The following is a 13,437-nucleotide window of genomic DNA, read 5'->3' on the forward strand; positions in this document are numbered from 1 at the left end:
CGGAACAGCCGGTCGGAATAAGACCGACTGTTCACAGCGTCCTCGCTGTGTCATTGCCTGCCCCGCTGCAATGAGCAGGGACAGGACTTTCAAAGGAACCTCGAACCTGCCGAAACAGGCCGGGGTATCAACATATCTGGCGTTGACTTTTGGCACGCTGTTGAGTTCTCAAGGAACGGACGCTTCCTTTGTACTCACCCACAGAACACTGTCTGAGGCTTTCCTCCGGGCGCTTCCCTTCGTGTTTCCAACCTTACCAGATCTTTTTCCTGTTCCGTTTCCGGTTCGGAATTCGATTCCAGTGGCCGTTGGGGGCCTTTGCCTTTCGGCTGATCCGACTTTATCAGAAGCATTCGGCCGAGCTAATCGGCCATCGTGATCCGGATAAGAATCGGGAGGCTCTGTGGAAATTCAATTTCCAGGTAAGAGCGAGAGAGACATTAGCGGTCACACTCGCACTTGTCCAGTCCGAGGCAACCGTTAAAATCTACCTCCCCACGACGACCGTGTCAACGGTTTTGTGGGGCGCAGAGGAGACTAGCAGCTCAGAAGCGTCCGACGCACATCAGGCAGCGGCCGGGAGTGCGGCGCTGCGGTCCGCCTCATCCACGTCGCCGATGTCGCCGGCGCGGGCTGCTCGGCCGCCCAGGATGTAGACGTACGCCAGAAACGCCAGTTCAGCGGCGATGCCAATGGCGATACGCACCCAGGTCGGCAGTCCCGATGGGGTGACGAAGCCTTCGATCACGCCCGACACGAAGAGGACGAGGGCGAGGCCAATGGCCATACCGATGGCGGAGCGGCCCTGCTGGGCGAGGGCTGTGCGGCGGGATTGAGGGCCTGGATCGATGACAGTCCAGCCGAGGCGGAGGCCGGTGCCGGCGGCGACGAAGACAGCTGTCAGTTCGAGCAGTCCGTGCGGGAGGACCAGGCCCAGGAAGACGTCGAGGCGACCGGCCGACGACATCAGACCTATACCGACGCCGAGGTTGAGCACATTGAGGAAGAGAATCCAGATCACCGGGATGCAGAGGAACGCTCCCAGCGTCAGGCACATGGCGGCGGCTTGAGCGTTGTTCGTCCAGACCTGGGCGGCGAAGGAGGCCGCCGGGTGGCTCGAGTAGTACGTCTCGTACTCACCGCCCGGGCGGGTCAGCCGGCGCAGTTCGTCCGGGGCGCCGATCGCCGACTGGACCTCGGGGTGGGCGCCGATCCACCAGCCGATGATCGCGGCGAGGACAGTGGAGAGGACCGCCGTGGGGATCCACCAGTGGCGGGAGCGGTAAACGGCCGCCGGGAAGCCCGCGGTGAGGAAGCGGACCGCGTCGCGCCAAGTGGCTCGGCGGGTTCCGGTGACGGTGGAGCGCGCTCGGGCAACGAGCTGGGTGAGCCTGCCTGTCAGGATCGGGTCACGGGCGCTGGACTGTATGAGAGAGAGATGTGTGGCCGTGCGTTGGTAGAGAGCGACGAGTTCGTCGGCCTCGGCACCGGTGAGCTGACGTCCCCGGTGCAGGAGGTGGTCCAGGCGGTCCCACTCGGTGCGGTGGGCGGTCACGAAGACATCGAGGTCCATGGTCGGCTGCTGCTCCAGGCACTGGGTGCGTACGGTCCTTACTACTGCGGCGCGCTGCGGGTCAGCTTGGCAGACTGAGGAATCAAGGGGCAGGGAAGTTCGACGGTGAAGGGCGGGCAGCAGTGAGTGCGCTTGTGACGGGGGATGCGGTCGTACTGGGGCTGCAGCCGGCGAAACTGCCGAGCCGGGCGCTCGCTCTCGTGATCGACCTCATCGTGGTTTGGACCGCGTTTCTCCTGGTGTCGATAGGGCTTGCGCTAGCGACCGATTCGCTGGACGAGGCGGCGGCCACCGCGGTGTCGATCGCGACGTTCCTGCTGGTCCTGGTGGGGGCGCCGATAGCCGTGGAAACTCTCAGCCACGGACGCTCGCTCGGGAAGCTCGCCTGTGGGCTGCGGGTGGTGCGGGACGACGGCGGGCCGATCCGGTTCCGGCATGCGCTGGTGCGTGGGGCGATGGGTGTGGTGGAAATCCTGATGTCGTTCGGGGTCATCGCCTGTATCGCTTCGCTGGTGTCGGCACGGGGGCGGCGGATAGGAGACGTGTTCGCGGGGACTCTGGTGGTCCGGGAGAGGGTGCCGGCCGGGCGGGGGATGGTGGTGCCGCCTCCGCCGCCGTGGCTGGTCGGGCGGTTCGCCGAACTGGATCTGTCGGGTGTGCCTGATGATCTGTGGCTTGCGATACGTCAGTACCTGACGCGGATGAGGCAGCTTGACCAGGCGGTGAGCTGGTCGATGGCGGAACGTCTGGCCGGCGACATGGCGGCGTGCACGGGGGCTCCCCTGCCGGAGAGGGTGCCGCCGGCCGCCTATTTGGCGGCTGTGGTGAACGAGCGACAGGCGCGTGACGCTCGGAAGGCGTTCGGGGCGGCCGGGGCCAAGGCAGGGGCCGGGGGCGGCCCGCAGGGTTGGGTGACTCAGGGGGCGACCGGCGACGGCCCGGTGCCTGGTGCCGGGGCCGCGGGAGGAGTGGCACCGGGGGCGGTTGGTGCCGGTGGTGTCGCCGTGCCGAGTGGGGTGGCGCCGAGTGCCGTTGCTGCGGAGGCCGAGGCGGTGCCGGGTGCGGAGCCGGACACGGAGACGCCGCCGGTCACGGGGTTCGCTCCGCCCGCGTAGGGGCGGCGGGGGACGGATCGTCGGGCTTTCCGGTCGGCAGGTCATCGGAATCCCTCAGGGCCTCAGGGCCTCAGGGCCTCAGGGCCTCAGGGCCTCAGGGCCTCAGGGCCTCAGGGCCTCAGGGCCTCAGGGGAAGACCGAGGGCGGGGTCTCGAGGTTTTCGAGTTCGATGCCGGGGGCTGCGACCACCACGTCCCCGGCGATGTGGACGACGTGCTGCTCACCCGTGTCCAGGGCGCTGACCTGGTATTCGTCCACCATCAGGGGCCCGTTGTCAGTGGCATGCGCTTCACTCTTCACCAGTGCCCAGGACTGGTCGAGAGTGCGGGGAGCGAGGACCGGATCCGTGAAGGCGACGAGGCGGACACGCGTCGCGGGGGAATCGGGGGTGAGGCGCAGGAGACGTGAGGTCGCGACAAGGAAGGCGGGGGATGTGCCGGTGAAGGCGTGGGCGCGGACATTGCCTTCGGTGGCATGAGCGCCGGTGGGGTCGGTGCGCACCCAGGTGACGCCGTCGAGGGCGGCACCGCGGACCTGCCAGCTCGCGGCGTGGAGTTCGAGACGGATGGGACGGCCGAGTTCGTCGAGGGCGAGGTCGACGGAGCCGGCGTGGTCACCGGAAGGGGTGGTGATCTGGGAGACGTAGCGCCAGCCGGAGGGGCCGGGGGCGCAATGGAAGTGTTCTTCACCGAGGGGGGTGTGATCGTGCGGATCGTGAAGCGAATAACGGCCGCGGGGCATGGGGCTCAGGTGTCCTAGTGCGGTGAGGCTCTTACCGGGAGCCGATCGAGGCCGGTACCAGGCAGGCCCCCGACACGGGGGTGCGGGGGCCTGCCTGGTACCGCTGGTACCTACCGCTGAGGGTGTGTCAGTAGCCGATCAGTAGCGGTAGTGGTCGGACTTGTACGGGCCCTCGACGTCGACGCCGATGTAGGCGGCCTGCTCGGGACGGAGCGTCGTCAGCTTCACGCCGAGCGCGGCCAGGTGCAGCCGGGCGACCTTCTCGTCCAGGTGCTTGGGCAGCACGTAGACGTCGGTCGGGTACTCCTCGGGCTTGGTGAACAGCTCGATCTGGGCCAGCGTCTGGTCCGCGAAGCTGTTCGACATCACGAACGAGGGGTGACCCGTCGCGTTGCCCAGGTTCAGCAGCCGGCCCTCGGACAGCACGATCAGGACCTTGCCGTCGGGGAAGGTCCAGGTGTGGACCTGCGGCTTGACCTCGTCCTTGACGACGCCCGGGACGGCGGCCAGGCCGGCCATGTCGATCTCGTTGTCGAAGTGACCGATGTTCCCGACGATCGCCTGGTGCTTCATCCTGGCCATCTCCGAGGCCATGATGATGTCCTTGTTGCCGGTCGTGGTGATGAAGATGTCCGCCGTCTCCACCACCTCGTCCAGCGTGGTCACCTGATAGCCGTCCATCGCCGCCTGCAGCGCGCAGATCGGGTCGATCTCCGTGACGATGACACGGGCACCCTGGCCACGCAGCGACTCCGCGCAGCCCTTGCCCACATCGCCGTAACCGCACACAACCGCCGTCTTGCCGCCGATCAGCACGTCGGTGGCACGGTTGATGCCGTCGATCAGCGAATGGCGGCAACCGTACTTGTTGTCGAACTTCGACTTGGTGACGGCATCGTTCACATTGATCGCCGGGAAGAGCAGAGTGCCATCCCGGTGCATCTCGTACAGACGGTGCACACCCGTCGTCGTCTCCTCCGTCACACCACGAATCTCGGACGCCAACTGCGTCCACTTCTGCGGCGCCTCCGTGAGGGTGCGGTTGAGGAGGGTCAGGATGTGCGCGTACTCCTCGCTGTCCGCGGTCGAGGGGTCCGGTGCGGCGCCGGCCTTCTCGAACTCCACGCCCTTGTGGACCAGGAGGGTCGCGTCACCGCCGTCGTCGAGGATCATGTTCGGGCCGCCGGTGGGGGTGTTGGGCCAGGTCAGCGCCTGCTCCGTGCACCACCAGTACTCCTCCAGCGTCTCCCCCTTCCACGCGAACACCGGAATACCGGCCGGGGCCTGCGGGGTGCCCGTCGGGCCGACCGCGATCGCCGCGGCCGCGTGGTCCTGGGTGGAGAAGATGTTGCACGACGCCCAGCGGACCTCGGCGCCCAGAGCGGCCAGGGTCTCGATCAGCACCGCCGTCTGCACCGTCATGTGCAGCGAACCGGTGATGCGGGCACCCGCCAACGGCTGGGCGGCGGCGTACTCCTTGCGGATCGACATCAGACCGGGCATCTCGTGCTCGGCGAGAGTGATCTCCTTGCGGCCGAACTCGGCGAGGGAAAGGTCGGCGACCTTGAAGTCCTGGGCAGTGGCGACAGTCGACATGCGAGCTGCTCCTCGTGGTGTGGGTCGAGGGTGGGTACGGCTGGCTCTGCGGCGGCCATGGGCATACGAATGCCCGGGCGCCCGCAGCGCAGTCCGTCGGAGGCCCTCTCTCCCTCGGCCGGTCCGTGGAACGGAACCGCCCGACCGCCATCAGCAGCGACGTCTGACTCTGGTCACGAATCTACACCGATCGGCCCAGCGGGCCCCAGCCCGCCCGGGCTGGGATCCGGACATGTTCGAGGTCCGGCGCTCCTGCCTGGTGAAAGCCTTCCGGCTTTTGCGTTCGCGCTCAGGTGTTGCACGATGCCGCGTGGATCGGGAACATCTGCACGATCTGCGCAGCGAAGCGTTAGGAGAACCACGTGACCAGTACGGCAAGTGAGCAGCGGAAGTTGAGGCTGCTCGCGGTGACCGCCTGTCCGACCGGCATCGCCCATACCTATATGGCGGCGGAGAAACTGGCCCAGGCCGCGGAGGCGCTCGGCATCGAGATGAAGGTGGAGACCCAAGGCTCCATCGGGGCCGAAAATGTCTTCTCTGACAACGATGTCAGACAAGCTGACGGCATCATCATCGCGGCCGACAAGGATGTGGACCGCAGCCGGTTCGTGGGGAAGAAGGTGCTGGCCGCCGGGGTCGCCGAGGGCATCCATCACCCCGAGCGGCTGATCGAGCAGGTGCAGCACGCTCCCGTACACGAGGCCGGCGGCGGGGGCGGGGTACCGCTGGGCGGCGCGGGCGCCAGCGGGGGCGGGGGCGGGGGCGGGGGCGGAAAAGAGCGCAGCGTTGCGTACAAGGCGCTGATGAACGGCGTCTCGTACATGATCCCGTTCGTGGTGGTGGGAGGTCTGCTGATCGCCATCTCGCTGGCGTTGGGCGGTCATGCGACGCCCGAGGGTTACATCATCCCGAAGGACTCCTTCTGGCTGGACGTGAACAACATCGGCGTCGTCGGCTTCACGCTGATGATCCCGGTCCTCTCCGGCTACATCGCGTACGCCATAGGCGACCGGCCCGCGCTCGTGCCGGGCATGATCGGCGGCTGGATCGCCGCGCACGGCGAGCTCTACGGCTCGCCGAAGGCGGGCGCGGGCTTCATCGGTGCGATCGTCACCGGCTTCCTGGCCGGTTATCTGGTGTTGTGGATCAAGAAGGTCAAGGTTCCGAAGTTCGTCCGGCCGATCATGCCGATCATCGTGATCCCGATCGTCGCGACCACCGTGCTGGGGCTCTTCTTCATCAACGTCATCGGCAAGCCGATCTCGTGGGTCTTCACGCATCTGACCGACTGGCTCGCCGGGATGACCGGGACCAGTGCGATTCTGCTGGGCGCGATTCTGGGGCTCATGATCGCGTTCGATATGGGCGGGCCGGTCAACAAGACCGCGTTCCTGTTCGGCGCCGGGCTGATCGCCACCGGCAACCAGACCGTCATGGGTATGTGCGCCGCCGCGATTCCGGTCATGCCGCTCGGGCAGGGGCTCGCCACGCTGATCCGGCGGCGGCTCTACTCGGAGCAGGAGCGGGAAACCGGTATGGCCGCGCTCTTCATGGGGATGTTCGGGATTTCGGAGGGTGCGATTCCGTTCGCGGCGGCCAGGCCGGCCCAGGTCATTCCGGCGAACATGCTCGGTGGTGCGGTGGCCGGTGCGTTCGCCGGTCTGGCCGGCGTGGAGGACGCGGTTCCGCACGGGGGGCCGATCGTGGCCGTGCTCGGTGCGGTGGGCGGGGTGCCCATGTTCTTCCTGGCGGTCGCGATCGGCACCGTCGTCACCGCGATCACCACGAACGCGCTGATCGGCGTCAAGGAGCGGAGGACCCGCGGCGCCGGTGCGGCGGCACCCGTGAACCTGGGCGTGGGTGTGGGTGCGCTGGTGCCCGAGCCGGCGCTTGTCGGGGTGGGTGCCGGGGGCGTACGGACCGGGACCGCGCTCGCTTCCCCGCCGCCCGCCGCCGAACCGGCCGAGCAAGCCGAGCGGACCGAGCGGACCGAGCACACCGAACCGGCAGAACGGGCCGATGACGATGTGCTGTCCGGATACCTGACTTCGCAGACCGTCAAGGTCCAGCTGGCGGCCGGCAGCAAGGAAGACGCCATCCGCGAGATGGCCGCGATGCTCGCCGGCACCGGCAAGGTCGCCGATTCCGACGCGCTCGTGGCGGCTGCCTTCGCCCGCGAGGACCAGGGCACCACCGGGCTCGGCGAGGAGATCGCCGTCCCGCACGCCAAGACTGATGCGGTCACCGCGCCGATCGTCGGGTTCGCGCGGTCGGCGGAGGGCGTGGAGTGGGGTTCGCTCGACGGTACGAAGGCCAAGCTGATCTTCATGATCACGGTGCCGGAGGCGGCCGCCGGCGATGAACACCTGCGGATCCTGGCGCTGCTGTCGCGCAAGCTCATGGACACCGGCTTCCGGGAGCGGCTGACCGCCGCACCCGACGAGACGGCGGTCCTCGGCGTGCTGCGCGAGATCCAGTAGCCCGCACGGAAAACGAAAGGGCCCCGCGCGAACGCGCGGGGCCCAAGCCGTTGCCGACGGGAGATCAGTGGGCGGTCTCCGGGCCCGAGCCGCCCGGGGCCTTCGCCGGGTTGATGCCCGCCGCGGCCGCCGACTCGCTGTAGATGTCCGGCTCCAGGTAGATCACTCGGGCGATCGGGACCGCGTTACGGATGCGGTCCTCGGCGGCATTGATCGCGTCGGCGACTTCGGAGGCCGTGTCGTCGTGCTTGACCGCGATCTTCGCCGCGACCAGCAGTTCCTCCGGGCCGAGGTGGAGCGTACGCATGTGAATGATGCCGGTGACCACATCACCGTCCACGATGGCCGCCTTGATCTTCTCGACATCGTCCGTGCCGGCCGCCTCGCCCAGCAGCAGGGACTTCGTCTCGGCCGCCAGGACCAGCGCGATCACGATGAGCAGGATGCCGATGCAGAGGGTGCCGATGCCGTCCCAGACGCCGTTGCCCGTACCCAGGGCGAGGCCCACGCCGATGAGCGCCAGGACCAGACCGACCAGCGCGCCCAGGTCCTCCAGGAGGACGACCGGAAGCTCCGGGGCCTTGGCGCGGCGGACGAATTCGGTCCACGAGTGACTGCCGCGCGTCTCGTTGGACTCCTTGATCGCGGTACGGAAGGAGAAGGACTCGGCGATGATCGCGAAGACGAGGACGCCGATCGGCCAGTACCAGGCCTCGATCTCGTGCGGGTGCTTGATCTTCTCGTAGCCCTCGTAGATCGCGAACATGCCACCCACCGAGAAGAGCACGATGGAGACGAGGAAGGCGTAGATGTAGCGCTCACGGCCGTAGCCGAAGGGGTGCTGCGGGGTCGCCTCGCGCTTGGCCTTCTTGCCGCCGAGGAGCAGCAGCCCCTGGTTTCCGGAGTCCGCGAGCGAGTGCACGCTCTCCGCGAGCATCGACGACGAGCCGCTGAAGAGGAACGCAACGAACTTCGCTACCGCGATTGCGAGGTTGGCGCCCAGTGCCGCCACGATCGCCTTTGTTCCGCCTGACGCGCTCATGTGTGCCGGATGTCCCTTCGTACTTGCCTCGGTCGCCGCCCTGGCTTTGCCCGGTCTTTGCGATGCGCCATTGTTGCAGCCCTCGAAAATGGCGCCGCGTCAGGCCACCACAGTCGCCCGGAACACGGTGCCGGAACCGGATCCCGTGCCGGAGATCTCCGTCTTGTCCCCCGCCGGGACAAAGGCCGCCTCGCCGGGGGCGAGGGTCAGCTCACCGGCCGTCGTACTGCCGGCAGTCGCGCTTCCCTCAGTCACACTCCCCCCAGGCACGCCGGCCACCGTCACGCTGCCCGCCGTGCAGAGCAGGATCTGTGGGGTGGGGGCGGTGAGATCGCGGGGCGCCGCGCCCGGGGCCTGTGCGTAGCGGGAGAGCCGGAACTCGTCGATCGGGGTGTCGTAGACCTCCTCGCCCGAGGGCGAGGCCTCCGGACGCAGAACGCCCGGCTCGGTGGCCTCGAAGCGGACGATGCGCAGCAGTTCGGGGACGTCCACATGCTTGGGAGTGAGTCCGCAGCGCAGCACATTGTCGGAGTTGGCCATGATCTCGACGCCGAGGCCGCCCAGATACGCGTGCGGCACGCCGGCGCCGAGGAACATGGCCTCGCCGGGCTGCAGCTGGACGTAGTTGAGCAGCATGGCAGCGATGACGCCCGGATCGCCGGGGAAGTGGTGTGCGATCGCGGCGTACGGGGCGTAGGCGCCGCCGAGGTGTTCCGCGGCGGCCGCCGCTTCGGTGACGGTGGCGGCCATCTCGGCCGGGTCGGCGCTCAGGACGGCGGTCAGTACCTCGCGGAGCGCGGCCTCTTCCGGGTGGGCGTGGAGGAGATCGACGTACGGCTTGAGCGAGTCCACCTCGAGTCCGGCGAGGAGATCGGCGGCCTCGACGGGCACACGGAATCCGCACAGGCCGTCGAAGGGCGTGAGCGCGCAGATCAATTCGGGCTTGTGGTTGGTGTCCTTGTAGTTGCGGTGCGGGGCGTCGATCGGGACGCCCGCGCTCACCTCGGCGGCGTAGCCCTCCTTCGCCTGCGCGAGGTTCGGGTGGACCTGGAGTGAGAGAGGGGCGCCGGCCGCGAGGATCTTGAGGAGGAAGGGGAGGCGCGGTCCGAATTTCTCTACGGCCGCGGAGCCGAGTTCGCGTACCGGATCGGCGTCGATGACGTCGGACAGCGGCTGGCCCGTTGTGCTGCGGGTTACGCGGGAAGGCGCTCCCGGGTGGGCGCCCATCCACATCTCGGCCTGTGGCTCGCCGGTGGGGGCAACGCCGAGCAGGTCCGGGATGGCGGTCGTGGAGCCCCAGGCGTAGGGGCGCACGGTGTTGGAGAGGCGGTCCATGTTCTTCCTTGAGTTCTCAGTACTTGTGTTCTCAGGTGCTCGTGACCCGTGTTCTCAGGTGCCGGGGTTCTCTGGTACTCCGGGTTCTCCGGTGCCCAGGTAGCCGGGTATGGCCGCACTCGGGTTTCTCAGGACGCCTGAGCGCCCGAGGCCGTCAGGGCGAGATAGACAGCCGCGAAGTCGGTGACGGCGAGGAGCTCGGCGATCGACTCCAGCTCGGTGCCACCATCCGGTTCGAGTTCGCTGATCGGGGTGTCGTGACCGAGCGCCAGTTCGCGGGCGGCGGGCGCGGCGGTGAGGCCGCCGATGGGCCGGTCGCGCAGAAGTACGACGCGGGCGCGCAGGGCCTGCTGCTCCTCGACGCGATCGCGGAAGAAGTCCTCCGGGTCGGCGCCTGCCGCGAGCGCGCCCGCGAGGAGCACTCCGTGGGCGGGGAGCGCCTCGGGGAGTTCCGCGACCAGTGCGGGGCGGCCGGCCAGCTCGGCCACTACGGCGGCGAAGCGGCGGCCCGCGGGGGCGGCGCCGACGCCCTCCGTCCAGATGAGCGGGAGGCTGTCGGCGAGCTCGGCAGCGAGCGTCTTGGCGGGATTGCTGTACGTCGCGATGGCCGGGCCGCACCGTTCGGCGGTGGCGTCGAGGCGGTCGGCCACCTTGGCGAGGGTTTCCGGAGGCGCCTCGAGTACGCCGACGCGGTCGAGAAGCGCGAGGAGCGGAGTGAACAGCGCCCACAGCGCGCCGGGGCTCGCGGCCAGGGTCCCCTCCTCGTACATCTCGTGCGGGGCGTTGGCCATGGGGACGACCAGGCCGTGCGTACCGTCGACCGCCTCGGAGAGCGGGGAGCGTTCGGGGGCCACCGCGACGACGGTGCAGCCGCGGCGATACGCCTGCTCGGCCAGGAGGGCCAGGCCTGGTTCGCTGCCGTCGATGGTCGTGATGAGGAGCAGGTCCAGGGAGCCGGCCCAGCCGGGCAGGGCCCAGCGCAGGGCGCCGGCGGCCGGAGCTACGCCGGTGGGGGCGAGCCGGGCGACGGGGGCGGTGGCGCCGGCGAGCGCGCTGACCAGGTCGGCGACGCCGGTGGCGGCGGTTCCTGAGCCCGCGATGAGTACGGCCCGGGGGCGGCCCTCGGGCTTGATCTCGGCGATACCTGCCTCGGCGGCGTGCCTGGCGGCGGTGCGTACGCGCGCCCCGGCCTCGGCGGCCCCTCGTAGGAGGCCTCGGCGATCGGCTCGGGCCAAGGCATCCGGGGCATCGAGGAGCGACTCGTCGAGCATGGGGGTGGGCCTCCGATCGCCGTGCGCGTGCGGGGGGATTTGGTTGTTGTGCGGTTATTTCGCTGTGGTGCGGTTCGTACGGGGTGCGGTTGCTGCGGGGTGCGGTCCGCGTGTGGTGCCGGTGCGCGCGTGGTCCCGCGCGTGGTCCCGGTGCGCGCGTGGTGCCGGTTACGCCGGGCGGCGTGCCTCGTCGACGAGGAGGACGGGGATGGCGTCCCTCACCGGGTAGGCCAGGCCGCAGTCCTTGCCGGTGCAGATCAGCTCGGGTGTGTCGGCTGCCGTGCGGTCGCTGAGCGGAGCGTGGCAGGCCGGGCAGGCGAGGATCTCCAGGAGGCCGGCTTCGAGCGGCATGTGTGGGGTGTCCCTTCGGGCATGTCGCATGTCGAAGACGCTTCGAACATGCGGTCGCGGTCATGCGGATTGAGCCACGTCAGCCTACCGCCGGGGGGCGGGGTGCGGCGCGTTCTGGGGTGGGTCGGTGCGGGGGGCGGAGTGCGGGGCGTTCCGGATGGGCGGTGCGGGGGTGCCGGGTGCGGGTGGGGTTGGGCGGGTGTGGGTACGGGCGGTGCGGGTGGGGCCGCTGCGCGGGGCGTTCCCCTACACGCCGCTTCCCGAAACCGGGGCTCTGCCCCCGGCCTCGGGCGTTTCCCACCGCCCTTGGGGCGTGGGGGTACGGCGTACCCACACATCTCAGGGGCGGCAGCTTCGCGCCGCCCGGCCGGACCCCCGGACACCCCGGCGCAGTAGCTCTTCGCGCCGCCCGGCCGGACCCGGAGCCCCGGCCCGACCGCCGCCCCGGGCCCCACCAGCACACACGTCCCGCCGTCGGCAGTCCCAACCCGTCAACCGGCGGGGCTCACTCAGGTCAGGTAGCCCGGACCAGTGCCAGGACCTCGTCCCGTACCTTCGCCATCGTCGCCTCGTCCCGCGCCTCCACGTTCAGGCGCAACAGTGGCTCGGTGTTCGAAGGGCGGAGGTTGAACCACCAGTCCGCCGTCGCCACCGTCAGGCCGTCCAGTTCGTCGGTCGTCACGTCCTCGCGCGCTCCGAAGGCCGTCTTCACCGCCGCCGTACGGCCCGCCTGGTCGTCGACGGTGGAGTTGATCTCCCCCGAGCCCGTGTACCTGTCGTACTCCGCGACCAGCGACGAAAGCGTGCCGTTCTGCGCGCCCAGCGCCGCCAGTACATGCAGGGCCGCCAGCATGCCGGTGTCCGCGTTCCAGAAGTCCCGGAAGTAGTAGTGCGCCGAGTGCTCGCCGCCGAAGATCGCTCCCGTACGGGCCATCTCCTCCTTGATGAAGGAGTGGCCGACTCGCGTACGGGCCGGAGTGCCGCCGTTCTCGCGGACGACCTCCGGGACCGACCACGACGTGATCAGGTTGTGGATCACCGTGCCACCGGGGTGCTTGGCCAGCTCTCGCGCCGCCACCAGCGCCGTGATCGCCGACGGTGAGATGCCCTCGCCGCGCTCGTCCACGACGAAGCAGCGGTCCGCGTCGCCGTCGAAGGCCAGGCCCAGGTCCGCGCCCTCGGACCGGACGCGGGCCTGGAGGTCGACGATGTTCCGCGGGTCCAGCGGGTTCGCCTCGTGGTTGGGGAAGGTGCCGTCGAGCTCGAAGTACATCGGTACGAGGGTGAGGGGCAGGGACGAGAAGACGGTCGGGACCGTGTGGCCGCCCATACCGTTGCCCGCGTCCACGACCACCTTCAGCGGACGCATCGCCGACAGGTCCACCAGGGACAGCAGATGCGCGGCGTAGTCCGTCAGCGTGTCCCGCTCGGTCACCGTGCCCGCCACCTCGGCCGCCGCCGGCGCGCCCTGTTCGGACCAGGACTCGACGAGCGCGCGGATGTCCGCGAGGCCCGTGTCCTGGCCCACCGGTGCGGCGCCCGCCCGGCACATCTTGATGCCGTTGTACTGCGCCGGGTTGTGCGAGGCGGTGAACATCGCGCCGGGCAGACCCAGCTCCCCCGAAGCGAAGTACAGCTGGTCCGTCGAGCACAGGCCGATCAGGGTGACATCCGCGCCGCGGGCCGCGGCCCCGCGCGCGAACGCCCCCGAAAGTCCTGGCGACGACGGCCGCATGTCATGGCCGACGACGATCGCGTCCGCGTCCGTCACCTGGACGAAGGCGGCCCCGAACAGCTCGGCCAGGGCCTCGTCCCACTGATCCGGCACCACCCCGCGGACGTCGTACGCCTTCACGATCTGCGACAGATCAGCAGTCACGGGCCAACCTTCCTGAAGTCTCTGCGGTCACATCAAACTACCCGCACAAACTAA

General features: G+C 69.2%; 10 protein-coding genes. 2 read left to right on the forward strand and 8 right to left on the reverse strand.

The features are described 5' to 3' along the window. Positions 1-565: 565 nt before the first annotated feature. The gene (locus tag OG966_RS15845) at positions 566-1,573 is read right to left on the reverse strand and encodes a stage II sporulation protein M (protein WP_326650280.1); all 1,008 of its coding nucleotides are present in this window, start codon (positions 1,571-1,573) and stop codon (positions 566-568) included. A gap of 122 nt (positions 1,574-1,695) precedes the next feature. Between OG966_RS15845 and OG966_RS15850 the strand changes: the two genes are divergently transcribed. Beyond that, positions 1,696-2,688: an RDD family protein gene (locus OG966_RS15850; protein ID WP_326650281.1), complete on the forward strand. Its 993-nt coding sequence runs from the start codon at positions 1,696-1,698 to the stop codon at positions 2,686-2,688. A gap of 126 nt (positions 2,689-2,814) precedes the next feature. Here OG966_RS15850 and OG966_RS15855 read toward each other — a convergent pair whose 3' ends face one another. Continuing rightward, positions 2,815-3,429 (reverse strand): hypothetical protein, encoded by a 615-nt coding sequence (locus OG966_RS15855; RefSeq protein ID WP_326650282.1) that lies wholly within the window; start codon positions 3,427-3,429, stop codon positions 2,815-2,817. A 138-nt stretch (positions 3,430-3,567) separates the two neighbouring features. Further along, positions 3,568-5,025 (reverse strand): adenosylhomocysteinase, encoded by a 1,458-nt coding sequence (gene ahcY / locus OG966_RS15860; RefSeq protein WP_326650283.1) that lies wholly within the window; start codon positions 5,023-5,025, stop codon positions 3,568-3,570. 407 nt (positions 5,026-5,432) lie between these two features. On the opposite strand from ahcY, the gene OG966_RS15865 reads away from it, so the two are divergent. Next, on the forward strand, positions 5,433-7,505 hold the full coding sequence (locus OG966_RS15865; protein ID WP_442806807.1) for a fructose-specific PTS transporter subunit EIIC: 2,073 nt from the start codon (positions 5,433-5,435) through the stop codon (positions 7,503-7,505). A gap of 64 nt (positions 7,506-7,569) precedes the next feature. Here OG966_RS15865 and OG966_RS15870 read toward each other — a convergent pair whose 3' ends face one another. From OG966_RS15870 to OG966_RS15890, 5 genes are all read right to left on the reverse strand, one after another. Next, positions 7,570-8,547, reverse strand: a complete 978-nt coding sequence (locus OG966_RS15870) for a cation diffusion facilitator family transporter (protein WP_326650285.1) — start codon at positions 8,545-8,547, stop codon at positions 7,570-7,572. Positions 8,548-8,646: 99 nt separating this feature from the next. Next, the gene (manA, locus tag OG966_RS15875; RefSeq protein WP_326650286.1) at positions 8,647-9,882 is read right to left on the reverse strand and encodes a mannose-6-phosphate isomerase, class I; all 1,236 of its coding nucleotides are present in this window, start codon (positions 9,880-9,882) and stop codon (positions 8,647-8,649) included. 128 nt (positions 9,883-10,010) lie between these two features. Continuing rightward, positions 10,011-11,153, reverse strand: coding sequence for an SIS domain-containing protein (locus OG966_RS15880; protein ID WP_326650287.1), 1,143 nt, complete (start codon positions 11,151-11,153; stop codon positions 10,011-10,013). A 168-nt stretch (positions 11,154-11,321) separates the two neighbouring features. Continuing rightward, complete coding sequence (locus OG966_RS15885; RefSeq protein ID WP_326650288.1) at positions 11,322-11,504, reverse strand: Trm112 family protein; 183 nt, start codon at positions 11,502-11,504, stop codon at positions 11,322-11,324. A gap of 514 nt (positions 11,505-12,018) precedes the next feature. Continuing rightward, positions 12,019-13,383, reverse strand: a complete 1,365-nt coding sequence (locus OG966_RS15890; RefSeq protein ID WP_326650289.1) for a phosphomannomutase/phosphoglucomutase — start codon at positions 13,381-13,383, stop codon at positions 12,019-12,021. Positions 13,384-13,437: the final 54 nt, after the last annotated feature.

Source organism: Streptomyces sp. NBC_01750 (assembly GCF_035918095.1).
Taxonomy (GTDB): Bacteria; Actinomycetota; Actinomycetes; order Streptomycetales; family Streptomycetaceae; genus Streptomyces.